This window comes from Micromonospora sp. CPCC 206060 (assembly GCF_036906895.1).
Classification (GTDB): Bacteria; Actinomycetota; Actinomycetes; order Mycobacteriales; family Micromonosporaceae; genus Micromonospora.
In genome coordinates this window covers 1-26,718 of sequence record NZ_JBAKHU010000010.1, presented here as the reverse complement: position 1 = coordinate 26,718, position 26,718 = coordinate 1, and the positions used below count along the sequence as shown (strand labels likewise).

The window sequence follows — 26,718 nt, the reverse complement described above, 5'->3', positions numbered from 1 at the left end:
GCGTGGCCGGTCCCTGCTCCGTCTGTACGAGCAGCTCGACAGCGTTCCAGCGAAGGTGTCGACCCGCGCGCGGCGGCCCGGCGGCCTCCCGACTCATCGGCATGTCAGCTCCTCCAGCACCCGGGCCAGGGCGACCACCCCGGCGGCGCAGTCGGCGTCGGTGGCCGTCTCGGCGGGGGAGTGCGACACCCCGGTCGGGTTGCGGACGAAGAGCATCGCGGTCGGCACGTGCCCGGCGAGCACCCCGGCGTCGTGCCCGGCCCCGGTCGGCAGTACCGGCACGTCCAGCAGCGCGCGCAGCCGGCCGGTCAGCCCGGCGTCGAAGCCGACCAGTGGGGTCGCCGACTCCTCGGTCAGGGTCAGCCCGGTGCCGTCCGCATGGGCCCGCTCGACGGCCTCGGCGCGGACCTCGGCGACCAGGCTGGCCAGCGTCTCCGGCTCCGCGGCCCGGGCGTCCAGCCAGCCGGTCACCTGGGACGGGATCGCGTTCGTGGCGTTCGGCTCGACGCGGACCCGGCCGACGGTGGCGTGCGCCCCGTGCAGCCGGGCCTGACGGTTCGCGGCCAGCACGGTGTGCGCGAAGGTGAGCATCGGGTCGCGGCGGTCGGCCATCCGGGTGGTACCCGCATGGTTGCCCTCGCCGGTGAAGTCCAACCGCCACCGGCCGTGCGGCCAGATCACGCTCGCCACCGCGACCGCCGCGTCCTGTTCCACCAGCGCCCGGCCCTGCTCCACGTGCAGCTCCACGAACGCGCCGAACCGGGCGACCAGGTCGGGCCGGGCGCCGGCCGGTACCCCGCCGAACGCGTCGGCCAGGCACACCCCGTCCCGGTCGGTCAGCGCCGCCGCTCGCGCCGGGTCGAGCGCGCCGGTGAGCAGGCGGGACCCCAGACACGGTACGCCGAACCGCCCGCCCTCCTCCTCGGCGAACGCGACCACCCCCAGCGGCCTGGTCGGGGTCACGCCCTGCTGGCGCAGCTCGTCGACGGCGAGGAACGCGCTGACGATGCCGAGCGGGCCGTCGTAGGCGCCGCCCTGCGGTACCGAGTCGAAGTGGCTGCCGGTGAGCACCGCGTCCCCGGCGGCCGGGTCGCCCCACCAGGCGAAGAGGTTGCCGTTGCCGTCGGTCTCGACCGGCATGCCCCGGGCGGCGGCCTGCCCCCGGAACCAGTCCCGCAGCCGTTCCTCCGGTTCGGTGAACGCGTAGCGCAGGTAGCCGCCGGTCCGTTCGTCCCGGCCGATCGGCGCCAGCTCGTCCCACAGCCTCCGGAACGCCGCCTCCATCACTGCTCGGCCATCGGGATGCGGACCCCGGTGCGCTCGGCGACCGCGTGGGCCTCGGGATAGCCCGCGTCGACGTGCCGGATGACGCCCATCGCCGGGTCGTTGGTGAGTACCCGCTCGATCTTCTGTCCGGCCAGTGCGGTGCCGTCGGCGACGGTGACCTGCCCGGCGTGGATGCTGCGGCCCATGCCCACCCCACCGCCGTGGTGGATGGACACCCAGGACGCGCCGCTGGCAGTGTTGACCAGGGCGTTCAGCAACGGCCAGTCGGCGATCGCGTCCGAGCCGTCCGCCATCGCCTCGGTCTCCCGGTACGGGCTGGCCACGCTGCCGCAGTCCAGGTGGTCCCGGCCGATCACGACCGGGGCGGAGAGCTCACCGGAGGCGACCATCTCGTTGAACCGCACCCCGGCCCGGTCCCGTTCACCGTAGCCCAGCCAGCAGATCCGGGCCGGCAGGCCCTGGAACGCGACCCGCTCGCCGGCCAGCCGGATCCACCGCGCGAGGGACTCGTTCTCCGGGAACAGGTCGAGGATGGCCCGGTCGGTGGCGGCGATGTCGGCCGGGTCGCCGGAGAGCGCCGCCCAGCGGAACGGGCCCCTACCCTCGCAGAACAGCGGCCGGATGTACGCCGGTACGAAGCCGGGGAAGTCGAACGCCCGCCCGTATCCGGCGAGCTGGGCCTCGCCCCGGATCGAGTTGCCGTAGTCGAAGACCTCCGCCCCGGCGTCCAGGAAGCCGACCATCGCCTCGACGTGCTTCGCCATGCTGGCCCGGGCCCGGTCGGTGAACTCGGCCGGCTTCGCCGCCGCGTAGTCGGCGGCGTCGGCCGGTTCCACCCCCTCGGGCAGGTACGACAGCGGGTCGTGCGCGCTGGTCTGGTCGGTGACGATGTCCACCGGTATGCCCCGGCGCAGCAGCTCGGGCAGGACGGTCGCGGCGTTGCCGACCACCCCGACGGAGAGCGCCCGCCGGTCCCGCTTCGCGGCCAGGACCCGGTCGACGGCATCGTCGAGCGACCCGGCGACCTCGTCCAGGTAGCGGTTACGGACCCGGCGGTCCAGCCGGGTCGGGTCGACGTCGATGATCAGGCAGACGCCGTTGTTCATGGTGACCGCGAGCGGCTGGGCGCCGCCCATCCCGCCGCAGCCGGCGGTCACCGTCAACGTGCCGGCCAGGCTGCCGTTGAACCGCTTCGCGGCCACCGCGGCGAACGTCTCGTAGGTGCCCTGGAGGATGCCCTGGGTGCCGATGTAGATCCACGAACCGGCGGTCATCTGCCCGTACATGGTCAGTCCGAGCTGTTCCAGCCGGCGGAACTCCGGCCAGGTGGCCCAGTCACCGACCAGGTTGGAGTTGGCCAGCAGCACCCGGGGCGCCCACTCGTGGGTCCGCAGCACACCCACCGGGCGGCCCGACTGCACCAGCAGCGTCTCGTCGTCGGCGAGGTCGGTCAGGGTACGCACCAGGGCGTGGTACGACGGCCAGTCCCGGGCCGCCCTACCGGTCCCGCCGTAGACCACCAGGTCCTCGGGGCGTTCGGCCACGTCCGGGTCGAGGTTGTTCATCAGCATCCGCAGGGCGGCCTCCTGCGCCCAGCCCCGGGCGGTGCGGGCGGTGCCGTGCGCGGCGCGGACCGGCTGGTACATCGGGCACTCCTTCTGTGGTGAGGTCAGCTCAGGAACAACTGGCGGCGGGCGGCGGACGACTCGAACGCCTCCAGCCGGCGCTGCGCGTCGGCCGGGGCGGCGTCACAGATCGCCTGGAGCAGCACCATGGCCAGTGCCATCGGTGCGGTGTGCAGGTCGAAGACGAGATGGGCGCCGACCGAGGCGGGGAGCACGATCTCGGCGTACTCGTCGACCGGGCTGACCGGCGAGTCGGTGATCGCGACGATCCGTAGCCCGGCGTCGCGCGCCTCGCGCAGCGCGTCCAGGCTCTCCCGGGGGTACCGGGGCAGCACCATCGCGAGCAGCGCGGTCGCCCCGGCCGCACGGGCCTGCTCCAGCCGGTCGGCGAGCAGGCTCCCACCGGTGTCCAGTACCCGCACGTCCGGGTGCACCTTGGCGGCGAAGTACGCGAAGTAGGCGGCCAGCGGGGCGGCGGCCCGCAGCCCGAGTACCGGCAGCGGCCGGCTGGCCGCCAACAGCCCGCCGGCCTCGGCGATCCGCCCGGGATCGGCGAGCTGCTCGGCCAGCCGGTCCAGGTTGGCGCTCTCGGCGCGTACCGCCCGTTGGAGTTCGTTACCGGCCTCCGCCGGGGTGCCCGGGTCGGTGAGGGTGATCTCGCGGAGCCGGCGGCGCAGTGCCGGGTAGCCGTCGTAGCCGAGGGCGATCGCGAAGCGGGTCACCGACGGCTGGCTCACCTGGGCCAGGTCGGCGACCTCGGCGGCGGACAGGTACGCCGCCGACGCGGCGTGCTGTACGAGGCAGTGCGCGATGCGCCGCTGGGTCGGGGTGAGCCGGATGCCGCCGAAGAGGTCCAGCACCCGGTCCGGCGGTGCAGCCGAGATGATGACCTCGTCATTCATGCCGTGACTGTATGCATGAAAACATTCATTGGCAATGGGGGGCGGAAGAAGTGGTAAGAACCCTGTCGTGGACGCAACGAAGCTTCGCCGTGCCATCAGTCGTACCCGGCTGGCCCCGGTCGCGGCGTTCCCCAAACGGATGCTCCGGGTGAGCAAGCACAACGCCAAGGTGCTCAAGGTCTCCGCCCGGTGGCTGGTCACCTCGCGGGAACATCACAACTACACCTACGACCTCACCACCCTCAGCCGTAGCCACCTGGCCTGGTTCGTCAGCCTCATCTGCGACGTACCGATCGCGCAGGTCCGGACCTACCTAGGCGAGATCGAGTCCGACGACACCCTGCGCCGGCACCTCGAACAGGCCATCGCCAGCGCCGACCGGCGCGGCCTCGCCGACCGGCAGGTGCGCTACGCCCGCAGGATCGGCTGGTACGCCATCGTGCGGGCCCGAAAGCCCCAGCACATCGTGGAGACCGGGGTGGACAAGGGGCTGGGCAGCTGTGTGCTCGCCGCAGCCCTGCTGCGCAACGCCGCCGAGGGGCACCCCGGCCGGGTCACCTCCCTGGACATCAACCCCGAGGCCGGGTACCTGGCCAAGGTGGCCCCCTGGTCGGAGGTCATCGACCTGGTCATCGGCGACTCGATCGCCTCGATCAAGGCACTCGACCGGCCGGTAGACCTGTTCCTGCACGACAGCGACCACAGCCGGGAGCACGAGAAGCGGGAGTTCGATGCGGTGGAGGGCAAACTCGCCCCCGGCGCGCTGCTGCTCACCGACAACGTCACCACCACCAACGTCCTCGCCAATCACGCCGAACGCACCGGCCGGCGGTTCCTCGCCTACCGGGAGACCCCGGCCAACCACTGGTACCCCGGGGACGGCATCGGCGCCGCCTGGTGACCCGGTGTCCCCCGCAGGGGCGCCGACCTGACGTGACACCCTGACCGGATGCGTGTCGCCTCGATCCACACGTACCCGGTCAAGGGTGGCCACCGGCTCGACCACGATGCGGCCCCGGTCGAGCGGTGGGGCCTGGCCGGCGACCGGCGCTGGATGGTCGTCGGCCCCGACCTGCTCGGGGTGACCCAGCGTGAACTACCCGGGCTCGTCCTGCTCCGACCGACCGTGCACCCGGGCGGGCTCAGCCTGCGCGCCGCCGGCCGGGCCACCCTCGACGTTCCCGAGCCGGCCACGGGTGACCGGCTGGACGTCCGGGTCTTCACCCACCGGCCGCCGGTACCCGTCCGGTTCGCTGGGGAGGCCGCCGACGCCTGGCTCAGCGCCCTGTTCGGGCGTCCGGTGCGCCTGGTCTGGCTCGACGAGCCGGCGACCGCCCGCCCGGTCAACCAGCAGTACGGCGCCCCGGCCGACCGGGTCAGCTTCGCCGACGGCTACCCGCTGCTGCTGGCCAACGCCGGCTCGCTGGCTGACCTGAACACCGCGCTGGCGGGGACCGGTGCGGAACCGGTGCCGATGACCCGGTTCCGACCGAACCTGGTGGTCGACGGTGCCGGACCCTGGGCCGAGGACGGCTGGCTCGGCGGCCGGCTGCGCGTCGGCCCGGTCGTCTTCCGGGTGGTCAAGCCCTGCGACCGGTGCGTGGTCACCACGGTCGACCAGGAGACCGGGGTGAAGGGCCGGCAGCCGCTGCGCATTCTCGCCGACCGCCGCAGGTTCGGGCAGGACCTGCTCTTCGGGGTGTACCTGATCCCGGACGGCACCGGTACCGTCCGGTGCGGCGACCCGGTCGAGCCCGTTCCCTGAGTCACCGGTCAGCCGGAGCCCGTACGGCCTGAGCCGCCGGTCGGACAGGACCCAGCGCGGCCCCGACGGCTGCACTGGGTCCTGTCCGACCGGACCGGCGCTCCAGGGCTGGTTGTGATCGTGTTAACGAGAAACTGGTGCGGGAGAGGGGAGTCGAACCCCTACGTCCTTCCGGACAACAGGACCTAAACCTGCCGCGGCTGCCATTACGCCACTCCCGCCGACCTGACGAGTCTAGAGCGTCGGGCGGCGACTGTGTTCAGGCCAGCGGCTCGCAGGATATTTGAAACTGTTCCGTGACTCACCAGGCAGCCGCCGGGTAGCTCACGCAGCCGGCGGGCGATGGTCTTGGGCCCCAGTTCGGGGTGGGCCAGGGCATAACGGATCACCGTGTCGCGACGGGTGGCGGCACGCCACCGCCGTCCGCCCGGTCGCGGATCGAGTACACCGGCCTCGGTCAGCCGGCTCCGGATGCGGTGCAGGTGTGCAGGATGGCATCCGACCAGTCGAGCGGCGGCGTCGGCGGTCAGTTCCTGCCGGTCGACCCGGCGCAGCACCTCGACCAGTTCGGTCTCGGGCACCGCCTGCCGGCGCCGCTCCCGGCCGTCCAGGCTGGCCGGATCGGATCCGCTGCCGTCCACCGTGCCGGTGACCACGCCGAGCCTCCGGCGGTTACGTCCCGCGTAGGTTGCCGTCTGGCTGTGGCAGTTCGGGCAGAGCAGGCGCAGGTTGCCCGGCCGGCAGTCCCAGCTCTCCCCGCTGATGTGGTCGACGTGCAGGGTGAGCCGTTGACCGTTCCATGATGGACCGAGGTGGCAGGACGCGCAGCGATGCTGCATGCCGTGCTCGATGAGCGCCCGTCGGAGCAGTTCCGGTCGGGCCCGCCGCCGGAGCGGGTCCCCGAGTACCAGGATCTCTGCCGCAGCCAGGCGCCGCCGGGGCCCTGCACCACGTGGCCGCGCAGAGAAGTGTGAGGTGTCGATGCCCAGTTCGGCGATCCGACGTCGGAGATGGGCGTGCGATCCGCCGCTGGGTGCCAACTGGAAGTAACGGAGAACATCCGCCACGCTCGTCGATGCCGCGACTGCGGCCCGGAGCATCTCGGGCGTGTACCGGTACCGGACCATGCGCGCACCGTAACCGGGTGGTACGACAGTGCCGGGTCACGGCGGCGCCACCCGGTCGGGGCGACCGGGTGGCGCGCCGACTCAGTCCAGCCCGAGGTCCCGGCGCAACTTGGCCACGTGTCCGGTCGCCTTGACGTTGTACAGCGCCCGCTCGATTGTGCCGTCCGGGTCGATGACGAAGGTGGACCGGATCACCCCGGTCACCGTACGGCCGTAGGACTGCTTTTCGCCGTACGCGCCGTAGGCGGTGAGCACACTCCGGTCGGTGTCGGAGACGAGCGGGAAGGTGATCGCGTCGCGCTCGCGGAAGGTGGCCAGCTTCTCCGGCTTGTCCGGCGAGATGCCGACCACCTCGTACCCGGCGGCCTGGAGCGAGGCCAGCGAGTCGCGGAAGTCGCAGGCCTGCTTGGTGCAGCCCGGGGTCATCGCGGCCGGGTACGCGTACAGGATGACCCGTCGGCCGCGCAGGCTGGCCAGGGTGAGGGTCTCGCCGGTGTCGGTGGGCAGGGCGAAGTCGGGCGCGGGGTCGCCGGGGCTGAGGCGGACAGGCGTGGTCATGCGGGAAATCTACCGCCGAGCCCGGGGTACCAGCCGGTGACCGCGCCGCCTGGCGGGCTGGCTCGGAGTGATCAACGGAACGCCTAGTTGCAAAGGATTGGCAACAACCAGGTGCGCCCAATACCCTGAGTCGGTCGACGTGCGTCCGCCGTCGGTGGCTGCGCTGCGGGAGGTCGGATGGAAACCCTGGCGATGCACATAGCGAACGGGATCATCGACGGTCCCGTCGCCGCGGTCTTCGCGGCGTTCGCTCTCGCTGTGCTGGCGTTCTGTGTCCTCCGGGCCCGGCGTGACCTGGACGACCGGCTGGCCCCGATGGCCGGGCTGGTCGCCGCGTTCATCTTCGCGGTCCAGATGCTCAACTTCCCGATCTTCACCGGCGCGGTCAGCGGTCACCTGCTCGGTGGTGCGCTCGCGGCGATCCTGGTCGGCCCCTGGGTGGGTGCGCTCTGCGTGGCCGTGGTGCTGATCGTGCAGGCCCTGGTCTTCGGCGACGGCGGCGTCGCCATGCTCGGGCTGAACATCACCAACATGGCGATCCTCGGTACCGCTGCGGCGTACCTGCTGATCGCGCTGCTGCTGCGGGTGCTGCCGCGTACCCCGACCGGACTGGCCGGGACCGCGTTCGTGGCCGCAGTGGTCAGCGTCGTCGTCGCGTCGCAGGGCTTCGTCCTCCAGTACTGGCTCGGCGGCACCACCGACCTGGGCAACGGTCTCGGTGGGCTGGCCGCCACGCTCGCCGGGTCCCACCTGCTGATCGGGGTCGGCGAGGGCCTGATCACCGCCACCACGGTGGTGACCGTGGCGAAGGTCCGGCCCGACCTGGTGTACGCCCTGCGCGGCCAGCGGTTGACGCGGCCCGTTTCCGTCCCGGCCGTCGGAGGTGTGCGGTGAAGAAGCGTTCCTGGGGTTTCCTCGTCGGCGGGCTGCTGGTCGCCCTGCTGCTCGCCGGGGTGGTGAGCAACTTCGCCTCGCCGCACCCGGACGGGCTGGACTCCTCACTGCGGGCCGGCTGCACCTTCGACGCCGAGGACAACATCACCGGCGGCAGCTGCCCGGCCCAGGCCAGCCGGGAGCACGAGCTGGCGGACAGTCCGTTCGCCGACTACGGGCTGCGCGGCATCGACAACCCGTACCTGGCCACCGGCCTGTCCGGGGTGATCGGCGTGCTGCTCACCTTCGCCGTCGGGGGCGGCCTGTTCTGGCTGGCCCGCCGCCGCAACGGCACGGACGCCGGTGCGCCGGCCGGTGACCGTACCGACAGCGGTACCGGCACCGGTGCCCGCGTCGGCGCGGCGGGCTAGGCGTCCGGCGATGGGTGCCGGGCACGCCCACGTGCTCTACCAGGACCGGACCTCGGCGGTCCACCGTCTCCCGCCCGAGGTGAAGATCACTGCGATGGTGGCGTTCACCCTCGCCGTGGTGGCCACCCCCCGGGAGGCGTTCTGGGCCTTCGGCGGGTACGCCCTGCTGGTCGCGGTGGTCGCCGCGCTGGCCCGGGTGGGGGCGCGTTGGCTGCTCACCCGGTCACTGATCGAACTCCCGTTCGTGCTCTTCGCCTTCGTGCTGCCGTTCGTCGGGCAGGGGGAGCGGGTCGACTGGTTCGGCCTCTCCCTCTCCGTCGACGGCCTGTACGGCGGCTGGAACATCCTGGCCAAGGGCACCCTCGGGGTACTCGCGTCACTGCTGCTGGCGGCGACCACCCCGCTGCGGGACCTGATCCTCGGCCTGGACAGGCTGCGGTGCCCGCAGGTCGTCACCCAGATCGCCACCTTCATGCTGCGCTACCTCGACGTGCTGGTCGGTGAGGCGAAGCGGATGCGGGTGGCCCGGATCTCCCGGGCCGACGATCCGCGTTTCCTCTGGCAGTTGCGGGGCTTCGCGGCCGGGGTGGGTGCGCTTTTCCTGCGGGCCTTCGAGCGGGGCGAGCGGGTCTATCTGGCGATGCTCTCCCGGGGCTACACCGGCCGGATGCCGGCGGTCTGGGAGTCGTCCGGTGCGGCCACCGCCGGGCAGTGGCTGGTGGGGGTGAGTGTTCCGGCGGTGGCGGCCGGCATCGCCGCCACCGCCGCCGTCCTGACATGATCGGGTACGTGCAGACTCCGCCCTCGCTGGACGTGCGTGCCGTCCGCTACGCGTACCCGGATGGTCATGTCGCCCTGCACGGGGTGGACCTGACCGTGCCGCGCGGTGACCGGGTGGCGCTGCTCGGGCCGAACGGGGCCGGCAAGACCACGCTGGTGCTGCACCTCAACGGCATCCTGGCGGCCGAGGCGGGCTCGGTGACCGTGGGTGGACTGGCGGTCAGCCGGGACCGGACGACGCTCGCCGAGATCCGCCGCCGGGTCGGCATCGTCTTCCAGGATCCCGACGACCAGCTCTTCCTGCCGACGGTGGCGGAGGATGTCGCGTTCGGGCCGGCCAATCTCGGGCTGCGCGGGGCCGAGCTGGCCGAGCGGGTGGACGAGGCGCTGGCGGCGGTGGGCATGTCCGAGCACCGGGACCGGGCGCCGCACCACCTCTCCTTCGGCCAGCGGCGTCGGGTGGCGGTGGCCACCGTGCTCGCCATGCGTCCGGAGATCCTGGTGCTGGACGAGCCTTCGTCGAACCTCGACCCGGCGGCCCGTCGCGAGTTGGCGGAGATCCTGCGTGCCCTGCCGGTGACGCTGCTGATGGTCACCCACGACCTGCCGTACGCCCTGGAACTGTGCGACCGTGCGGTGATTCTGGACCAGGGCCGGATCGTCGCCGACGGGCCCATCGTCGAGCTGCTCGCCGACACCGATCTGCTGGCCCGGCACCGCCTCGAACTGCCCTACGGCTTCAGCCCCCGGCCCGCCCCGCGCTGACCCGCAGCTGTCGATCATGGACTTGTGGTGCCCAGTTGGGGATGATTAATCCCCTTTGTCACCCACCACAACTCCATGATCGACGCTGTCGGGGTGCGGGTTGGTGCGGCGGCTGGTGCGGGCGGTGCTGCGCAGCCGGAGCGCCCCGGCTGCGGCCACGCCGGCGCCGAGCACCACGGTCAGCGCGATGACCCCCCGGGCTGCCGGGGCCGGCCACGGTACCGGGGCCACCGCGCGGGCCAGTACCGCCGCGTTGGACACCCCGGCGAAGAGCGCCAGACAGATCCCGGCCAGGGCCACCGCGAAGTCCGCCGCCGGGCGGCGGGCCAGCGCGTACCCACCGGCGGCGAGCGCACCGAGACCGGTGAGCAGCGGCCAGATCCCGGTGGTGAGCAGGCCCCCGAGCAGCCCGGTCAGCCCGTCGGCGCCCGCGTCGATCTCGCGGGCCACCGCGAAGGACACGGCGGCCAGCCCACCCACGGCGGACAGGGCACCGAGCGCGGCCATCGCCCGACGTCCGGCCGGTGTACCGGCCGGCAGCAGTCCCAGCGTCCCGACCGCGAGGACGCCGAGCAGGATCCCCGCCCACCAGGTGTACGGGTCGGGTGGTGGTACCCAGTCCAGGGTGCCCCGGATCTCCCCGGCGGTGTCGCCGTCGCGCAGCGGGATCGTCCAGTCCCGGATCCGGTGCTCCCGTCCCGGGTCGGCGCGTACCACGGCCGGTGGTGCCGACTCCCGCCACTGGATGCGCTGGTCGTGCCAGCGGGCCACCGGTTCGGTGGCGATCCGGCTCCACTGTGGCGGCTGGGTCGGGCCGGCGGTGGCCGGTACCGGGGTGTTCCCGTCCAGGGTGCGGTTCAGGTACGTCGCCGGGGAGTTGACGTTCTCGTAGACCCCGTCGGGGCGCACCTCCAGGTACGGCTCACCCTGGTAGCCGAGCACCACCACGGTCCGCCCACCGGTGCTGGTCAGTTCCAGTCGGGCGCCCGCCTCGATGGTGCGTACGGTCAGCCCGGGCCGGTCCGGGGCGACCCCGGTGACCTCGGTCCGGTAGTCGGTGGCGGCCGGCGCGTCCGCACCGTGCGCCGACGCGGGTGCCGCCGGAACGAGTACGGCCAGCGCGGCGACCAGACCGAGCAACACCCGGACGCCCCGGCGGGGGAAGGGTACGGTCACTTGCCGGCTGCCTCCACCGCCGCCCGGAGCCCCTCCGGACTGCGGTCGGCCAACTGCTGGCCGTTCACCAGGATGGTCGGCGTACCGGTGATCCCGGCCTTGCTCGCCTCCTCGGTGACGTGCTCGGTCCACGGTTTGAAGGTGCCCTCCCGCAGGCAGGAGGCGAAGCCGTCCCGGTCGAGGCCGACCCCGGCGGCGATGTTGACCAGTTCGTCGTCGCTGAGCCCGGCGCCACCCTCCGGCGGCTGCTTGGCGAACAGCGCCTTGGCGTACTCGCGGTACTTCCCGCCCTCCGCCGCGCAGCCGGAGGCGGCCGACGAGCGGGTGGAGTACTGGGTGCTGGAGAACCGGTTGAGGTAGGCGACCGGGTGGTAGACCACCTTCACCTTGCCCTCGCTGATGAGCTGGTCGATGGTCGCCCCGCTGGCCTGCTCGAACTGCTGGCAGGCCGGGCAGAGGAAGTCCTCGTAGATGTCCACGGTGACCGGACCGGAACCGGCGACGACCCCGGTGCCGGCGTCGTTGGACCCGGTGGGCGCGGTGTAGTCGTCGGAGCGCTGGGCGGAGTAGATGCTCCAGCCGATCAGCCCGGCGATGACCAGTACCGCGACCGCCGCCACCGAGGTCCACAGGGTGCGCTTGCGGCGCCGTTCCCGGGCGAGCTGCTCGCGGACCACGCGGGCGGCCTCGTTGCGGCCCTTGCGACTACTCATCCACGTCCTCCAGCGTGTTGTCCCCGGCCAGCACCCCGTCAACCGAGAGCGGGGTGCGTGGCCAGATCAGCAGGAACCCGGCAAGCGCCAGGAACCCGAGGTCCCGGAGGATCTCCGGGCCGTAGTTCGGGCTCTGCCCGGCGGCCAGCTGCCCACCGCTGCCGAAGCAGCCGCAGTCGATCGACAGGCCGCGTGACCAGGCCGAGGCGATGCCGGCGACGAAGACCACCAGCAGCGCCGCGGAGAACCCGGCGGCGAGCCGGGTGGCCAGGCCGAGCAGCAGGAGTACGCCGAGGGCGATCTCCACGAACGGCAGGGCCGCCCCGACCACGGTCGCCGCGTCGTACGGCAGGATCTGGTACGCGTTGACGGCGCGACCCGAGGCCGCCAGGTCACCGACCTTCGTGCCGCCCGCGACGAGCCACACGGTGGCCAGCCCGAGCCGGGCGGCGACCCCGAGCCAGGGGCGGACGGTGGACCATCGGGCGGTCTGCTCACTCGGCACGGTCACGGTCATTGGTCGTTCCGTCCGTTCGGATGGTTCCGCCGGATCCTCAACTGGCGAGTGCGTCACCGACGGCGTCCACGAGTTCGGCGCGGGCCCGGGCCACCCGGGACCGGATGGTGCCCACCGGCACCCCTTCGACCTCCGCCGCCTCGGCGTACGACAGGCCGAGCACCTGGGTCAGCACGAATGCCTCCCGCCGGTCGGCGGGGAGGCGGCGCAGCAGGTCGGCGGCACCGAGGTGACCGGCCGGGTCGGGGTGCGGGTGGTCGGTGTGGGCCTGGGCGGCGAGCCGGGCGTCGAGCCGTCGACGGCGGACCACGGTGCGCAGGTGGTCGGCGCAGACCCGGCGGGTGATGCCGAGCAGCCAGGTACGCGCACTGGACCGGCCCTCGAACGACGCGAGGGCACGGAACGCCCGCAGGTAGGTCTCCTGGGTGAGGTCGTCCGCGCTGTCCGGGTCGACCAGGGCGGCGGCGAACCGCCACACCTCGGCCTGGGTACCCCGGACGAACGCCGCCTGGGCCACCGGGTCCCCGTCCCGGGCGGCCACGGCCCAGTAGGTCGACGACTCGGGCGCGGCCCGGGTCCCGCCGTCGGGCGGGCCGGCCACGTCGACGAGATCGCGCTGCGCGGGGATCACGGAAATCCAGGTTACGCGCGCGTTGATCGGATGGGAGGGCCGTTGGTCCCTTCCATGTCGTACGCCACTGGTCGCCGGATCGGGGAACTTTTCCCGGTTCCCGGTCGACTACCTCCCCATGACATGCGACGACGTACGCGCGGCGCTGTCGGCGCGGCTGGACGGTGAGGATCCGGGGGCGCCGGGGGCGGTGCTGGACGCGCACACCGACGGCTGCCCGGGCTGCCGGGCCTGGCTGACCCGGGCGGAGCAGGTCACCCGGGCGGTGCGGGTGCAGGCGGTGGACGTACCCGATCTGACCGCCGCCGTGCTGGCTGCGGTGGCCGCGGACCCGCAGACCCGGCCGGTGCCGGCGCAGACGGTGCGGGCGGCGTTGCAGGCCCGCCGGCAGGTGCTGCGGGTGGCGGTGGCGGTGGCAGCCGTCGCCCAGCTCGCGGTGGCCCTGCCGATCCTGCTGGCCGGGCTGGGGGTGGCCCCCGACCCGCACACCAGTCGGGAGATGGCGTCGTTCGACGTGGCGCTCGCGGTCGGGTTCGTGCTGGCCGCCTACCGGCCGGAAAGGGCCCAGACGTTCGTGCCGGTGGCCATGGTGCTGGCGGTCTGCCTGGCGGTCACCAGCACCGTCGACATTGTGAACTCGACCACCGCGCTGATGCACGAGCTGGGTCACCTGGCGGCCGTGGTGCAGGCCGGGCTGCTCTGGGCGTTGGGCCGGGTCAGCCGGGAGCTGGACGGACCGGGGCGGGTCGTGGCGGCGGCGGGGCGCGGATGACGCCGGGTATGCGCGGAGGTCAGCGCGGCGGCGCCCGCCGACTCGGCGTCCCGGACCGGCCGGGTCGTTCCCGGGACAGCCGGTCGACCGACGCCTGTCGACCGTCGCGGCACGGTGGCGACGCGGCGTTGCTGACAGATACTCGCGGAGTCGCCGACCGGTCGGCGAGCATGGTCGACATGACTGTTGCGGGACACCCCTGGTGGGTCCGGGTGGGCGCCGGCCTCGGTGCGCTGATGGTGACGTTCGCCCTGCTCGTGGTCCCGGCGACGCCGGCTGCGGCGCACGCGGTACTGGTCAGCAGCAGTCCGGTGGCCAACGCGGTGGTGCCGGCGGCGCCTGCGGAGGTGGTACTCACCTTCAGCGAGCCGGTCCGTAAGGTGCCCGACCGGATCCGGGTGATCGCCCCGGACGGCTCCCGGGTGGACCGGGGGGAGCCCTCCTTCGAGGGCTCGGTGGTCACCATCGAGGTCGACCCGTCCGGTCCGCGCGGCACCTACCTGGTCAGCTACCGGGTGATCTCGGCGGACAGCCACCCGCTGCCGGGCGCCTACACCTACTCGGTGGGCGCGCCGTCCGCCCCGCCGACCGACTCTGGGGGTGACGGCGGCGACCGGGTCAACACGGTGGTCGACCGGGCGGTCAAGGTCGTCAAGTACCTGAGCTACGCCGGGCTGCTCCTGCTGGTCGGCCCGGTGCTGGTGCTCAGCCTGCTCTGGCCGAGGCGGTTGACCCGTACCGGGGCGGTCCGGCTGGCCTGGACCGGGTTCGGGGTGCTCGTGGTCGCCACGGTCGGCGCGATCGTGCTCCAGGCCCCGTACACCGCCGGTGGCGGTCTGCTCGACGTGACCGGCAGCGGCGTCCGGGACGTGCTGGGCAGCTCGTTCGGTGCCGCGCATCTGGTCCGGCTCGGCCTGCTGGCCGCCGGGGCGTTCCTGCTCTGGCCGGTACTGGCCGGCACGGGCGGTAGGTCGGACCGGGTGATCCTGGCGGTCCTGGGGGCGGCGCTGCTGTTCACCTGGCCGGTGGCCGGGCATCCGGCGGTCTCCCCGGCACCGGCGGTGTCGGTGGTGGTCGACGCGGTCCACCTGGGCAGCATGGCCGTCTGGCTCGGCGGGCTGGCCATGCTCGGTGGGTTCCTGCTGCGCCTGGCCGACGACCGGGAACTCGGCGCGATCATGCCGGTCTGGTCCCGTTGGGCGGCGTTCGCGATCAGCGCGCTGGTGCTCGCCGGTACGGTCGGCGGGCTGATCGAGGTGGGCAGTGTCGAGGCGCTGCTGGACACCACGTACGGCCGGTTGCTGCTGGCCAAGCTGGGCCTGTTCGTGGCGGCGGTGGTGGCCGCGGTGGTGGCCCGGCAACTGCTGCACCGGCAGGAACCGGCGCGGCGGCCGGCGCGCCGGGCGGTCTGGGCGGAGCTGGCGGTCGCCGCGGTGGTGCTGGGCGTGTCGGCGACCCTGGTGCAGACCACCCCGGCCCGGACCGCGGTGACCGACGTCGCGGGGATCGAGGCCACCTACTACTCGGCCAGCCTGACCAGTTCGATCTTCAACGTCCAGCTGGAGATGGATCCGGCGGAGCGGGGCAACAACACCATCCACCTGTACGCGTACACGCCGGACAACAAACCGCTGCCGGTGCTGGAGTGGTCGGCGACCGCCGCGTTGCCGTCGGAGGGCATCGAACCGCTGGAGATCCCGTTGCTGCCGTTGACCGACAACCACGCCACCGGGGAGATCAACCTGCCCACCGCGGGGGAGTGGCAGTTCCGGTTCACCCTCCGGATCTCCGACATCGACCAGGCAACGGTGACCACCACCGTCCCGGTCAAGTAGACGGTGACCACCGCCGTCCCGGTCAAGTAGTCCGACACACACCTGTCGCATCACCAGGAAGGCTCTCGAATGTCCCGTCACCGGCGTACCGCTCCCGTGGCGGCGGTCCTGGCGCTCGGCGCCGCGTTGACCGCCGTGCTCGGCTTCGCCGCCCCGGCCGCCGCCCACGTCTCGGTCGACCCGAAGGAGGCGACCCAGGGCGGGTACGGCCGGTTCGCGTTCCGGGTACCGAACGAGAGCGACACGGCCTCGACCACGAAGGTGGAGGTGGTGCTGCCGGAGAACGCGCCGGTCGGGTCGGTCTCCACCATGCCGGTGCCCGGCTGGACGGTCAGCGTGCAGAAGCGCAAGGTCGACCCGCCGGTGGAGGTGCACGGTACGCCGTTGACCGAGGTGGTCTCCCGGATCGTGTGGACCGCGTCCGCCGGCGCGGCGGTCAAGCCCGGCGAGTTCCAGGAGTTCCCGGTCTCGCTCGGGCCGCTGCCCAAGGTCGACCGGATGGTCTTCAAGGCGCTCCAGACCTACTCGGACGGGAACGTGGTGCGCTGGATCGAGGAGCCGCCGGCCGGTGGTGGCGAGGAGCCGGCGAACCCGGCCCCGGTGCTCACCCTGGCCCCCGAGGGCGGCGCGGCGCCGACGCCGTCGGCCGCTGTCACGGTGGCTGCCGGGGCGGACCGGAACGACGGCGGGGACGGCGACTCCGGCACCCTCCTCGGTGCGGCCGGGTTGGCCGCCGGGCTGGCCGGGTTCGTGCTCGGTGGCGCCGCCTACGCCCGTACCCGCCGGCAACCGACCAGCACCGACTGACTCGTTGGTTCCATGACGCCCCGCTTCAGGCGATATTCCGTGGTTGCACCATTTGGCTGGGTAAGGTCGTCGGGGTCACCACGGCCTGAAGGGGAATGACACGGATGCGGTTCGTACGCGCGATCGCCGGAACACTGCTGTTGACGATGGCGCTGCCGGTGGGACTGGTCGGTGCACTGCTGGCGAGCGGCGGGGGGCGGCGTGACCCCGACGGGCCGTACCGGATGACCGTCGAGATCGCCGGTCTCCCCGGCTGGCTCGGCTGGTTGCTGCTCGGCGCGGGTGCCGGGCTGGCCCTGCTCGCGGTCGGGCTGGCCGTCCGCCCCGGACGCCCGTCAGTCCCGCCCCGGGAGGTGGTCCTCGTGGTGGAACCGGCTCAGGTGCCGCTGCTCGCCGGGCGTCTCGGACTGGCCACGCTCGATGACGTCGGCCCCGGGAAGGTCGGCCCGGTCAGCGGCGAGTCGTCGACGGTGGTGGCGGAGCCGGGCGCGCCGGCCGGGGGATCCGGGCCGGTCGCGCTTCCGGAGTCGGCCGGCCACGCGGACGGGGAGCCTGCGGGACCGGTCGTGGTCTCCGGGCCCGGCCCGGTCCGTCCACCGGTTCCGCTCCGGCTGGCCTGGCCGGCGGCCCGTCCGCCCCAGGAGGGTCGGCCGGTGTCCCACCCGCCGGTACCGGCGTCGAAGGGTGGTCGTCGGGCGTCACCGCCCGGCTCCGTTGTGCCGGAGCGGGATTCCGGTCGGCGGCGGACCGGCTCCCGCTCCACCGGTAAACACCTGCGCGACCGGCCCTGACCGGCCTCCGCCGGTCCCTGGACGGTCCTGACCGGCTGTGTCCGCCGGTCCCTGGACGGCTGCCGTCGGCTGTTTCCGTCGGCCGGGTCCGTCGGGCCCCGGACGCGAGTGGCCCTCCGTGCTGCCGACACGGAGGGCCACTCTCACCGGGGATCGGTGCGACCGAAGCAGTGCTTTCGGCGGTTGATGCCAGATTAGCGCCCCGTGTGGCAGATGGGGAGCTGTGTCCATTTAGCGCAACTTCCCGGTAGCCTTCCCCGACGATCGGGGCCGACGGGCGATCGCCCCGGGCGGGTCATGGAAGGGCAGCCGCCCGGCTACCGCGTCCCGCCCGGGGCGGACCCCTTCCGGATCGGCAACGCGACCAGCAGCACCAGGGCGGTCAGCACGTAGGTGTTCCGGAGGACGAACTCGACCGGCGAATCGGTTCGCTCGACCGCCACCCCCCAGTCGTAGAACGACACCACCCCGTAGGTGATGACCAGGTAGAGCACGGCCGCCCCGGCGAGCAGCCGGCAGCGGCGCCGGCCGGCGACCTCCCCGGGCCCGGGTCTGGCCGACAGCGCGGCGTCCACCAGCACCACCAGCGCCGGGACGAACCAGTAGATGTGGTGGGTCCAGGTGATCGGGCTGACCAGCGCGCCGACCAACCCGGTCAGGGCCAGCCCGGTCAGTTCGTCGCCGGCCCGGGCGGCGCTCGCCGCCCGCCACAGCCCGTACCCGGTCACCAGGGCCACCAACACCAGCCAGAGCAGTGGATCCGGCCGGTCCGGCGCGGTGAACCGGCTGAGCAGCCCGAACAGCGACTGGTTGCCGGTGTAGTCGGTGCGGCCCACCCGCCCGGTCGACCAGAGTTCGTGGGTCCAGAACCGCCACGAGTCGGCCGGGGCCACCGCTGCGGCGAGCAGCGTCGCGACAGCAGCCGTCGCGGAGGCCACCACCGCCGCCCGCCACCGCCGGGCGGCGAGCAGGTAGACGATGAAGATGCCCGGATAGAGCTTGAGCGCCGTCGCCAGCCCGATGCCCACGCCGGCCCACCGCGACCTTCGGGGTACGGCGAACAGCAGGTCGGCCAGGATCAGCACGACCAGCAGCATGTTGATCTGCCCGAAGGTGATCGTCTCGCGGGTGCTCTCGACGGCGAGTACCCCGATGACCGCCACGGTGACGGCGAACCAGCGGGGCAGGGCGTGCCGCTCCACCACCGGTCGGATCAGCCACCAGGTGGTGGCCACCACCGCGACCACCGTCAGCGCGGTGAAAATGGCGATGGTGACGCCGAGCGGCAGGGCGGCGAAGGGACGCAGCAGCAGGGCGGTGAACGGGGGATAGGTGAAGTACAACTCACCCTGGACCCGGTCGGGTTGGACGTAGTCGTAGAGCGGATTCCCCCGGGCCCACCAGTCCATCGCCCGCATGTAGATTTTGAGGTCGAAAAAGTCGTGGACGAGTCCGGGCAGGTAGAGCGCGGGTAGCACGGCGGCCAAGGCGACCACCGTGACCAGACGTCGGACGGTACGCCCGTCCGGCTCGTCCTCGACGATGGTCGTCGGCAGGGTGGGATCGGCTGGCACGGGGAAACCCTAGCGGTCTGTTCTGCCCAAGCTGATGAGGCGCGGGGGCGTGGGCTGCGCGTAGTCTGTTCCGGTGGCTGATCTTCTCGTCTGGGTCGACTGTGAGATGACCGGGTTGGACCTCGGCCGGGATGCGCTGATCGAGGTCGCCGCGCTCGTCACGGACTCCGATCTCAACGTGCTCGGTGACGGGGTGGACGTGGTCATCCACGCCGACGACGAGGTGCTGGCCGGGATGCCGGAGATCGTCCGGACGATGCACGCCAAGTCCGGGCTGACCGAGGAGGTCCGGCGCTCGACGGTGACCCTGGCCGAGGCCGAGGACATGGTCATGGAGTACCTCACCACCTACGTCAGGGATCCGCGTACCGCCCCGCTCTGCGGCAACTCGATCGCCACCGACCGGGGCTTCATCACCCGGGACATGCCCCGGCTCGACGCGCACCTGCACTACCGGATGGTCGACGTCTCCTCGATCAAGGAGTTGTGCCGGCGGTGGTACCCCCGGGTCTACTTCGGGCAGCCGGCCAAGGGGCTCGCCCACCGGGCCCTGGCCGACGTCCGGGAGAGCATCCGGGAGCTGGAGTACTACCGCCGCACCGTCTTCGTACCCCTGCCGGGGCCGGACGTGGACGCGGCGAAGGCGATCGCCGCGGAGTTGTGACGCGGTTAGGGCGGAACCCGCTCGACGCGGTGCCCGGTCGTATGGCTATCATTGGTCGGCGCCCCGCCCGGGGAAATGAAATCCGGGTGTGGACGGCATGGTGGCTGTAGCTCAGTTGGCAGAGCACCGGGTTGTGGTCCCGGGTGTCGTGGGTTCAAATCCCATCAGTCACCCCACGTTCTACCTGTCAGGGTCGGCATAGCGCCGGCCCTGACCTGTTTCCGGAGGCAGTGTGGGGGCAGGACTCCTTCGCCTACCGGGCGGCCAGTAGTTCCCGGGCAACATCCCGGTCGTTGCCGCCGCCGGCAGACGGCAGCGGCCCCGACCGGGCCGGTCGGGACCGCGTTCCGCGTCGCGTGACGGGGTCAGGAGGTGGCGCTCGGCTCCGGCTCGGCCGACGGGCTCTGTTCGGCCGTCGCCGGTTCGTACGGCAGGGCGCTGCCCTTGACGTACTCCTCCCAGCCCATGTTCCAGTCGGTCCAGCCGTTGCCGTTCTGGAGCTTGCGCTCGGTGCCCTTGACCGTGACCGGGTCACCGATGCGGGTCTGGTTGAACAGCCAGGCTCCCTCGGCCATCGACACGTTGACGCAGCCGTGCGACACGTTCACCCGACCCTGCTGACCCTCCGACCAGGGCGCGGCGTGGATGAACTCACCGCCCCAGGTCAACCGCTGGGCGAAGTCGATGTCGGTGCGGTAACCCTCCTCCGGCCCGAGCTCGGCGAAGGTGTCGAAGACCGTCTCCTTGAGCTTCTCGATGACCACCATCGTGCCGCTGGAGGACGGGGTGCTCTTCTTGCCCAGGCTGACCGGGATGGTGCGGATCACCTTGCCGTCCCGGGTCACCGTCATCCGCTTCGTCTTGTTGTCCACGGTCATCACCGTGGCGGGACCGATCTTGATGTCGACGCTCAGGTCCGCCCGGCCGTACCAGCCGTCGCCCATCGGCAGGCCACCCGCCTGCACCCGGTACGACACCTTCGAGTTGGCCTGCCAGAACTCCTTCGGGCGGAAGCGCACCTCGGTGGGGCTGACCCAGTGCCAGATCCCCTCCTGCGCCGGCTCGGAGCGCACCGTCATCCGTCGCTGCACGTCGTCGCGGTAGTCCTCCGGGACGGCCCGACCGAACTTCACGATCAGCGGCATACCGACCCCCACCACCTGACCGTCGCCGAGGAAACTGGTCACCCGGACCTGCTTCGACGGCTTCGCCATGGTGGTGAACGCGCTGGTGGCGGTGACCGCCTTACCGTCGTCACCGGTCGCCGTCACGGTCGCGGTGTACGTCTCGCCGTACTTCAACGCGCCCCCGGGCAACCAGCTCCCACCGGCCGGATCCAGGGCGCCCTCGACGGTCTTGCCGGTGGAGTCCTTCAGCTCGAAGGTGGTCTCGGTGGCGTCCTTCGCGTCGAAGGCGATCGCCGTCGAGGCGGGCACGTCTTTTGCGTCGGCCGCCGGTCCGGTGATCGTCGCGGTGGCCTTGGGTGGCTTCTCCCCGCCGCCCTGCACGTTGCCCGGGCCGCCACCCGTGCCCTCCCCGCCGGTGCAGGCCGAGGTGACGGCCAGCACACCGGCGAGTACCACCGCGACGAGTATCCGGACCGGCGCCGGACGCCGGCCGTTGGCACGCTGGGTCAGCTGGTCCTGGCTAGCTCGCATGGTCCCCTCACAGTCCGTCCTCACGCCCATCGTCTCTCACTGACGCGCGAGGACAAGTACCCGTTTCCCCGGGTGAAGAGAACCACCATCCCGCAACATGGCAGATAGCGGGAATAACGCCCAAACTGCCCAGCGTGCCAGAGGTCAGCTCAGTTCTGCGCCATTCTGCTCGGCGACCGGGACCGCACTGCCCTTCACGAACTCGTCCCAGCTCATGCTCCAGGCCGTCCAGCCGTTGCCCGGGGTCAGCTTGCGCTCGGTCCCCCGGATGGTGATCGGGTCACCGACCTTGGTCTTGCTGAACAACCACTTCGCGTTATCCATCGACACGTTCACGCAACCGTGCGAGACGTTGCGCCGACCCTGGTGCTGCACCGACCAGGGTGCGGCGTGGATGTACTCGCCACCCCAGGTCAGCCGCTGCGCGAAGTCGATGTCGGTGACGTAGCGGTTCGCCGGGTTCGGATCGTCCCGGGTGTCGAAGACAGTGGACTCCTTCTTCTCCATCACCACCATCGTGCCGCTGGAGGAGGGGGTCGACTTCTTGCCCAGGCTCACCGGCAGGGTCCGGACCAGGTTGCCGTTCTCGTAGACCGTCATCTGCTTGGTGCTGTTGTCGACCTTCATCTCGAACCGGCTGCCGATCTTCCCGGTCGCGACACGGTCGACGTTGCCGTACTTGCCGTTGCTCAACGGGATGCCCTCCAGGGCGATCCGGACGCTGAGCGTGGTACCCGACTGCCAGTACTCCGGGGCCCGGTAGTAGGCCTGGGTGCCATTGGCCACCCAGTGCCAGGCACCGGGCTGCGGGGGATCGGTCCGGACGAACATCCGGCGCTGCACCGCCGCCCGGTCCTTCTTGGCGATACCGGGGGAGAACTCCACGACGACCGGCATGGCCACGCCGTACGTCTTGTCGTCGAAGAGGTAGAGCCCGGAGCCGATCACCGACCGGGGCTTCGCCATCGTGGTGAAGGTGGTCGTGCCGGTACGCCGCTGACCGTCCGCTGTGGTGGCGGTGACGGTGGCGGTGTAGGTCCTGTTGTACTTCAGCGGCTTGGCCGGTACCCAGGAGGAACCGTCCGCCCGGGCGGCGCCGTTCACCTTCTCGCCGTCCTGCCCGGTGAGAGCGACCTCGGTCACCTTCGTCCCGGCGGTGGCTGCGCCGATCTCCACGCTGACCGGCTGCTTCTTGGCTCCGGTGGCCGGCGTCACCTCGAGCCCACCCGTGGCGGCGGGCGCGGTGCCGCCGTCCGGAGAGGCGTTCGCCGACGGGTCGCCCGTACCCGCCGACGGTGCCGTGGTCTCGCTCACGAACTGCGGTGCTACCTCGCCACCGCAGGCGGTCAGCGCCAGCGGTGCGGCCAGGGCCAGGGCGGCCAGCATCGCCCGAGCCCGTGTGAACTTGCCCATCCCCACCTCGTTCACTCGGTTCTGGCGGACATCGTGCCGTACTCCCGCCCACCACCATGGCCCGTCAGCCTTACTGCTGCGCAGTTTGTCTGGTTTACCCTTTAAGCTCAACCGAAGAGGTGAGCCGACATCCGATTGGAGTGCCCCAGCGGGGCCATGCTAGTGTTCTCCCCGTTGCCAGCGAGCGCCGCTAGCTCAACTGGCAGAGCAGCGGACTCTTAATCCGCGGGTTCGGGGTTCGAGTCCCTGGCGGCGCACAGGTGATAGTGGCCCTGACCTGGTGTTACACACCGGGTCAGGGCCACTTCTTCTATCCCTGACCTTCGATGGTGCTCCGTGGGTGCTCGGGAGCCGTTGGACCGTGGTGGATTTGGTGGGCGGGATCCGGCTCAGCGGTGGTTGCCGGTGGCGCGTCGGGGTGGGGCGGGTCGCAGGTGACGTAGCCATCATGGGAGTGGATCCAGCCGTGCGCCTGGTGCGGTGTGATGGCGCGGGTGCACCACCGGCAGAGGACGGTTGTCCCGGCCGGGTGGATGATCATGACTGGTCCGGCTTGCAGGAACGCGGTCACCAGGGCGCGGATCGCCCGGCGGTGGATGGGGCAAGGCCAGAGCTCCCCGCAGTGGCAGTGTGCGCCGGAGTCTTCGAGGCCGTGTGCGGCGAAGAGGGTGTGGGCGATGCGCCAGCGCTGGCCGTCGCGGCAGCCAGGTGGTGGTTGCGCGGGCGGGTTTGTCAGGTCCCACGGAAGGCTCATGGGCGATGGAACCAGCCGAAACCGGGGCGGCGGACTGCAGCACCGCCGATGAGGCCTGGTGTACGTCGGGGGAGGCGTCCGTAGCGGAGAAAGACGCGTTCGGCTTCGATGCGGTCGTAGCAGGGGCGATTGGTACCGCACGCGCCGCAGGTCAGTAAGTGCTCCTCAAGGGTTCGCTGTGCACTGGACAGGTGGTCGAGCGCCTCGGTGCCGAGGTAGATCGTGCTCATGACGTCTCCCTGAAGAGGATGCGCGTCGTCACGCTTTACCGACAGTTGCTGGAGCGGCACCGGGACGGGCGACTTGTGCCCGACGGTCCTGGGAGCGTGATCGTGCGAGCTGTCGCACCCGCCCCGGGCCTGCTCTCACGGAGCCGCACGAGCTGCTTGTGCGCGTGGAGTTCCGCGATCAACAGTCGACCAGCGGCAGTGCGGGAATGGAACGCGGTCGAGCCGTGAACAGCGGGAACGCGTCTCAGGGGGCGTGAACTCGGTGAACTGACCACACCACGTCCCGAGGTCTGGCCGGTTGGCGATGCTGGCTATCGAGTGGTGGTCCGCGCGCTCGATGCGTGGGGTGGTTGCCGGTCCGGAGCGAGTGGCTTGATGAAGGCTCGGTTGATCGCGGGGTCTCGGCCGGGTACGTACTGTCCTGTCGGGAGGTAGCCACTGGCGGTAAAGAGGACAAGAGCGCTGGTGTTGCGGACGCCGGTTTCGAGGATGGCCCATTGAGCGCCCCAGCCGACCGCTTGGCTCTCCAGCCGGTTCAACAGGGCCCGGCCGAATCCGCGCCCACGTGCCTCGGCTATCAGGAAGGTCCTTTTGATCTCGACGGTACCGGTGGTTCGGTCGTACCAGTGGCAGCCGCCGCATCCGACGGGATTCTCCTGTTCGTACGCGATGACGAAGGTTCCGTTCGGTGGCGAGAACATATCCGGGTCGAGGTCGACCGGATCGGCGAAGCCGTACCGGTCGACCTGCTCGTTGTGGAAGGCACGTAGCAGCTGAGAGGCGTGGGGATGGTCTACCCGGGCTTCGCGCAGGGTCACTCCCGTGGCGTCGGCCGGTGGTGCGCTTGTCACACCCCCGATAATGCCGTATCGAACTCCGGCAGGAACTCGGCGACGGAACTGGAGCGGGCCCGGCGGGCCAGAGCCGGCCGAAGGCGCCGCAGGTAGTTGCGTCCGCGCGGTGACTGCACCTGTGGTAGCAGGCCGAGGCCGGTCCGCATCACGGCTACGCCCTCGGACAGGTTGCCGCGTAGCAGGTGGGCGCGGGCGAGGAAGGTCAGGTGGAGCAGCCCGGACCGTGCGTAGGGTGGCCCCTCGCCGGGGCGGCGGGGCGTGACCATGCTGGTTACGGAATCGGTGAGCAGACTGATTCCTTCGTCGAGCAGCCGGTTGCGGTTGGCTGTCGTCCGTTCGGCGAGTACCACCAGCCCTTGGCCGGCTTCGGCCGCGAGCTGCATCGGGCTGAGGTAGTACAGGAACGAGGTGCTGTCCGGGTCTCGACTGCGATCGAGTAGCGCGGTGGCTTGGTCGGCGCAGCGGCGAAAGCGGGCCAGGTCGCCGTCGGCCGCCGCAGCGGTGGCGTCGCGGCCCAGCAGTCGAGCTCGCAGGACGGAGTCGGTCCGGCGATCCTCGGCGGCGGCGGCTTCAGCCAGCTGAACGGCCTGGTGGCCGTGACCGGCGAACGCCGACACGTAGCTGAGCATGCCGATCGCGTTGGCGGCCCGGTCACGTGCTCCCAAGGCCCGGCAGACCCCGACGCTGAGCAGCAGGTACCGTTCGGCCGAGCCATAGCGGCTGGAATCGAAGTGCAACCAGCCCAGCAGTTGGGCGAGATCGGCGACGATGGCGAGCAGTCTGCGACCGGTCCGGACGTCGTAGTTGGCGTATTCCACCAGGTCAACGACGTTGCGTAGCTCGGCGGTGACGTATCGCAGGCTGAGTGCGCCGCCGCCGTGCCGGTCGTCGAGCCGACGTAGCGCCGCCACATGGGCGGCGATCAGGCTGACCTGCTCCGGCAGCACGTACTCGTGACCGGCGCGGTTGCGGGCCACAAGCACAGCACCGCGGAGTTGGTCGAGGACGGCAGCGGTCAGGTCGGCACCGCAGGCGTCCGCAATCGGGCTGCTCGGCGTCGGCGCGGTGGTGGTGAGCAGGCTCAGTTCCCGTACGAGATCGTCGATATGGGTCACCGTGTCCAGGCCTGCGGCTGCTGACCGTGCTACTGATGCCGTACCGGAACGTCCGGGCCACATCTGGTCGACGGTGACCGTGTAGCCGAGACGGTCGGTGAGCACGGTGGCCGCGATGTCCGGGATCGGCGGCCGGGGTCGGAAGCCGCGCCGGACCCAGGAGTACCCGGCGGTTGGGTCCAGTCGGAGCCGGTCGCGGCCCTGGCTGGACAGCCGGGCGTTGATGGCCGCTACGAGTTGGCGCGGACCCCACTCCGCCAACCGTAGAAGATCGGCCAGCGCCGACGTATCGCTCACCGGAACCTCCGCATCGATTGCCGCTCAGACGGTAGCGGTTGAGACCCCCGATCATTGGCTGGTCTGTTCGGAGTCGTCAATGTTCACGACGTTCACGCGACCATCCTCGGGCTTCCCGGAGTTCACGGCCCGCTGCCCTGCTCTGGCGAAGCCGGGGGCGCTGCACTCGATACAGAGGTTGGACGGTAAGACGACGAAGGCCCCGTGGCAGCTACTGGGCGTAACCAGGTGGACGCTGCCACGGATTCCCGCATACGATCACAACTCTTGATCGACACTAATCGATCAAGAGTTGTGGTGGTTCGTGAGCGTCGTGGAGGTGTCGGGGAGCGTGCTGAGGCGGTTTGATGCGACGCCGCTCCGCCTGCGTACCGATACGACGGAGCGAGCGGGGCCGAGACCATTGAGGGAGAATCAGTGCAATCCAGCCCGTCCCGGATACTGTTTGCGTTCGCTCCTACCCAAGACTTCCACGACCGCTTCTTCAACTGCTATCCGAGCAGCCTGCTCCATGCAATAGCCCCGCTGGTGCACGCAGTAGACAGTGGCCTTCTTGATGTAAGCTACTGCGATCGCATCGTGACTGGTCAGGTGCTCGTCGGCGGGTCGGCTTGACCTGGGTCGTTCGGGTTGGATCATGGTTGGGTGTCCGGAACGCCGTCCATCGTGGAGCTGCTTGAGCGGCTTGCCCGGTTGGAGGCCCGGGTTCTTGAGTTGGAGCGGGACAACGCCGGGTTGCGGCGGGAAAACGCCGGGTTGCGGCGGGAAAACGCGGTGTTGCGGCGGGAAAACGCGGTGTTGCGG

26 protein-coding genes and 3 tRNA genes are annotated in these 26,718 nt (G+C 71.3%); 13 read left to right on the top strand and 16 right to left on the bottom strand.

The window, feature by feature from the left end; genetic code table 11:
• Positions 1-93 precede the first annotated feature (93 nt).
• From V6U90_RS10225 to V6U90_RS10215, 3 genes are read right to left on the bottom strand one after another with little or no spacing between them, the layout of a single operon-like run.
• A complete protein-coding gene (locus V6U90_RS10225) occupies positions 94-1,284 on the bottom strand; it encodes an allantoate amidohydrolase (RefSeq protein WP_334433865.1) in 1,191 nt (396 codons plus the stop codon).
• Positions 1,284-2,933, bottom strand: a complete 1,650-nt coding sequence (hutU, locus tag V6U90_RS10220; protein ID WP_334433863.1) for a urocanate hydratase — start codon at positions 2,931-2,933, stop codon at positions 1,284-1,286. Before hutU ends, V6U90_RS10225 begins: the two co-directional genes overlap by 1 nt.
• A gap of 23 nt (positions 2,934-2,956) precedes the next feature.
• The gene (locus V6U90_RS10215; protein WP_334433861.1) at positions 2,957-3,814 is read right to left on the bottom strand and encodes a MurR/RpiR family transcriptional regulator; all 858 of its coding nucleotides are present in this window, start codon (positions 3,812-3,814) and stop codon (positions 2,957-2,959) included.
• Between the two features lie 67 nt (positions 3,815-3,881).
• Here V6U90_RS10215 and V6U90_RS10210 point away from each other — a divergent pair, with 67 nt between their 5' ends.
• Entirely contained in the window at positions 3,882-4,715 is an 834-nt protein-coding gene (locus V6U90_RS10210) for an O-methyltransferase (protein WP_334433859.1), read from the top strand.
• 48 nt (positions 4,716-4,763) lie between these two features.
• Positions 4,764-5,579 carry an MOSC domain-containing protein gene (locus V6U90_RS10205; RefSeq protein ID WP_334433857.1) on the top strand — a complete coding sequence of 272 codons (816 nt, stop codon included), beginning with the start codon at positions 4,764-4,766 and terminating at the stop codon, positions 5,577-5,579.
• Between the two features lie 135 nt (positions 5,580-5,714).
• Here V6U90_RS10205 and V6U90_RS10200 read toward each other — a convergent pair.
• The 3 genes from V6U90_RS10200 to bcp all read right to left on the bottom strand — a co-directional run bounded on the left by V6U90_RS10200 (position 5,715) and on the right by bcp (position 7,264).
• Positions 5,715-5,800: transfer RNA gene (locus V6U90_RS10200), tRNA-Leu, on the bottom strand.
• A complete protein-coding gene (locus V6U90_RS10195) occupies positions 5,786-6,706 on the bottom strand; it encodes an HNH endonuclease (protein ID WP_334433855.1) in 921 nt (306 codons plus the stop codon). The genes V6U90_RS10200 and V6U90_RS10195 overlap by 15 nt, the downstream gene beginning before the upstream one ends.
• Positions 6,707-6,787: 81 nt before the next feature.
• Complete coding sequence (gene bcp / locus V6U90_RS10190; RefSeq protein WP_334433853.1) at positions 6,788-7,264, bottom strand: thioredoxin-dependent thiol peroxidase; 477 nt, start codon at positions 7,262-7,264, stop codon at positions 6,788-6,790.
• 177 nt (positions 7,265-7,441) lie between these two features.
• Here bcp and V6U90_RS10185 point away from each other — a divergent pair, with 177 nt between their 5' ends.
• The 4 genes from V6U90_RS10185 to V6U90_RS10170 are packed head-to-tail and all read left to right on the top strand — an operon-like array spanning position 7,442 to position 10,113.
• Complete coding sequence (locus V6U90_RS10185; protein ID WP_334433851.1) at positions 7,442-8,158, top strand: energy-coupling factor ABC transporter permease; 717 nt, start codon at positions 7,442-7,444, stop codon at positions 8,156-8,158.
• Positions 8,155-8,568 (top strand): PDGLE domain-containing protein, encoded by a 414-nt coding sequence (locus V6U90_RS10180; protein ID WP_334433849.1) that lies wholly within the window; start codon positions 8,155-8,157, stop codon positions 8,566-8,568. The genes V6U90_RS10185 and V6U90_RS10180 overlap by 4 nt, the downstream gene beginning before the upstream one ends.
• Positions 8,569-8,578: 10 nt before the next feature.
• A complete protein-coding gene (gene cbiQ / locus V6U90_RS10175; protein ID WP_334433847.1) occupies positions 8,579-9,349 on the top strand; it encodes a cobalt ECF transporter T component CbiQ in 771 nt (256 codons plus the stop codon).
• Complete coding sequence (locus tag V6U90_RS10170) at positions 9,346-10,113, top strand: energy-coupling factor ABC transporter ATP-binding protein (RefSeq protein ID WP_334433845.1); 768 nt, start codon at positions 9,346-9,348, stop codon at positions 10,111-10,113. Before cbiQ ends, V6U90_RS10170 begins: the two co-directional genes overlap by 4 nt.
• 45 nt (positions 10,114-10,158) lie before the next feature.
• Here the strand turns inward: V6U90_RS10170 and V6U90_RS10165 are convergent, their stop codons facing one another.
• Genes V6U90_RS10165 through V6U90_RS10150 form a run of 4 tightly spaced genes read right to left on the bottom strand, consistent with a single transcriptional unit; the run spans position 10,159 to position 13,150 of the window.
• Positions 10,159-11,289 carry a hypothetical protein gene (locus V6U90_RS10165; protein WP_334433843.1) on the bottom strand — a complete coding sequence of 377 codons (1,131 nt, stop codon included), beginning with the start codon at positions 11,287-11,289 and terminating at the stop codon, positions 10,159-10,161.
• Complete coding sequence (locus V6U90_RS10160; RefSeq protein WP_334433841.1) at positions 11,286-12,002, bottom strand: DsbA family protein; 717 nt, start codon at positions 12,000-12,002, stop codon at positions 11,286-11,288. Before V6U90_RS10160 ends, V6U90_RS10165 begins: the two co-directional genes overlap by 4 nt.
• Positions 11,995-12,519: a MauE/DoxX family redox-associated membrane protein gene (locus V6U90_RS10155; RefSeq protein ID WP_334433839.1), complete on the bottom strand. Its 525-nt coding sequence runs from the start codon at positions 12,517-12,519 to the stop codon at positions 11,995-11,997. The genes V6U90_RS10160 and V6U90_RS10155 overlap by 8 nt, the downstream gene beginning before the upstream one ends.
• Before the next feature lie 37 nt (positions 12,520-12,556).
• Positions 12,557-13,150, bottom strand: a complete 594-nt coding sequence (locus V6U90_RS10150; RefSeq protein ID WP_442933559.1) for a sigma-70 family RNA polymerase sigma factor — start codon at positions 13,148-13,150, stop codon at positions 12,557-12,559.
• A 118-nt stretch (positions 13,151-13,268) separates the two neighbouring features.
• On the opposite strand from V6U90_RS10150, the gene V6U90_RS10145 reads away from it, so the two are divergent.
• The 4 genes from V6U90_RS10145 (at position 13,269) to V6U90_RS10130 (ending at position 17,355) form a co-directional block, all read left to right on the top strand.
• On the top strand, positions 13,269-13,922 hold the full coding sequence (locus tag V6U90_RS10145) for a zf-HC2 domain-containing protein (RefSeq protein WP_334433837.1): 654 nt from the start codon (positions 13,269-13,271) through the stop codon (positions 13,920-13,922).
• Positions 13,923-14,092: 170 nt separating this feature from the next.
• Complete coding sequence (locus tag V6U90_RS10140; RefSeq protein ID WP_334433835.1) at positions 14,093-15,757, top strand: copper resistance CopC/CopD family protein; 1,665 nt, start codon at positions 14,093-14,095, stop codon at positions 15,755-15,757.
• A gap of 69 nt (positions 15,758-15,826) precedes the next feature.
• Positions 15,827-16,564 (top strand): YcnI family copper-binding membrane protein, encoded by a 738-nt coding sequence (locus tag V6U90_RS10135; protein ID WP_334433833.1) that lies wholly within the window; start codon positions 15,827-15,829, stop codon positions 16,562-16,564.
• Positions 16,565-16,668: 104 nt separating this feature from the next.
• A complete protein-coding gene (locus tag V6U90_RS10130; RefSeq protein ID WP_334433831.1) occupies positions 16,669-17,355 on the top strand; it encodes a hypothetical protein in 687 nt (228 codons plus the stop codon).
• A 317-nt stretch (positions 17,356-17,672) separates the two neighbouring features.
• Here the strand turns inward: V6U90_RS10130 and V6U90_RS10125 are convergent, their stop codons facing one another.
• Entirely contained in the window at positions 17,673-18,929 is a 1,257-nt protein-coding gene (locus V6U90_RS10125) for a glycosyltransferase family 87 protein (protein ID WP_334433829.1), read from the bottom strand.
• A gap of 73 nt (positions 18,930-19,002) precedes the next feature.
• On the opposite strand from V6U90_RS10125, the gene orn reads away from it, so the two are divergent.
• Both orn and V6U90_RS10115 read left to right on the top strand, forming a co-directional pair.
• Positions 19,003-19,593: an oligoribonuclease gene (gene orn, locus V6U90_RS10120; RefSeq protein WP_334433827.1), complete on the top strand. Its 591-nt coding sequence runs from the start codon at positions 19,003-19,005 to the stop codon at positions 19,591-19,593.
• A 100-nt stretch (positions 19,594-19,693) separates the two neighbouring features.
• Positions 19,694-19,769, top strand: a tRNA-His gene (locus V6U90_RS10115).
• A 189-nt stretch (positions 19,770-19,958) separates the two neighbouring features.
• Here the strand turns inward: V6U90_RS10115 and V6U90_RS10110 are convergent.
• Both V6U90_RS10110 and V6U90_RS10105 read right to left on the bottom strand, forming a co-directional pair.
• Positions 19,959-21,251, bottom strand: a complete 1,293-nt coding sequence (locus tag V6U90_RS10110; protein ID WP_334433825.1) for a L,D-transpeptidase — start codon at positions 21,249-21,251, stop codon at positions 19,959-19,961.
• A gap of 144 nt (positions 21,252-21,395) precedes the next feature.
• Positions 21,396-22,664, bottom strand: a complete 1,269-nt coding sequence (locus tag V6U90_RS10105) for a L,D-transpeptidase (RefSeq protein ID WP_334433823.1) — start codon at positions 22,662-22,664, stop codon at positions 21,396-21,398.
• A gap of 184 nt (positions 22,665-22,848) precedes the next feature.
• Here V6U90_RS10105 and V6U90_RS10100 point away from each other — a divergent pair.
• Positions 22,849-22,921 (top strand) — tRNA-Lys (locus V6U90_RS10100).
• Between the two features lie 493 nt (positions 22,922-23,414).
• On the opposite strand, the gene V6U90_RS10095 is transcribed toward V6U90_RS10100, so the two are convergent.
• The 3 genes from V6U90_RS10095 to V6U90_RS10085 all read right to left on the bottom strand — a co-directional run bounded on the left by V6U90_RS10095 (position 23,415) and on the right by V6U90_RS10085 (position 25,914).
• Entirely contained in the window at positions 23,415-23,648 is a 234-nt protein-coding gene (locus V6U90_RS10095) for a hypothetical protein (protein ID WP_334433821.1), read from the bottom strand.
• Positions 23,649-23,959: 311 nt separating this feature from the next.
• A complete protein-coding gene (locus V6U90_RS10090) occupies positions 23,960-24,466 on the bottom strand; it encodes a GNAT family N-acetyltransferase (RefSeq protein ID WP_334433819.1) in 507 nt (168 codons plus the stop codon).
• A 29-nt stretch (positions 24,467-24,495) separates the two neighbouring features.
• Positions 24,496-25,914 carry a hypothetical protein gene (locus tag V6U90_RS10085; protein WP_334433818.1) on the bottom strand — a complete coding sequence of 473 codons (1,419 nt, stop codon included), beginning with the start codon at positions 25,912-25,914 and terminating at the stop codon, positions 24,496-24,498.
• Between the last annotated feature and the right edge of the window lie 804 nt (positions 25,915-26,718).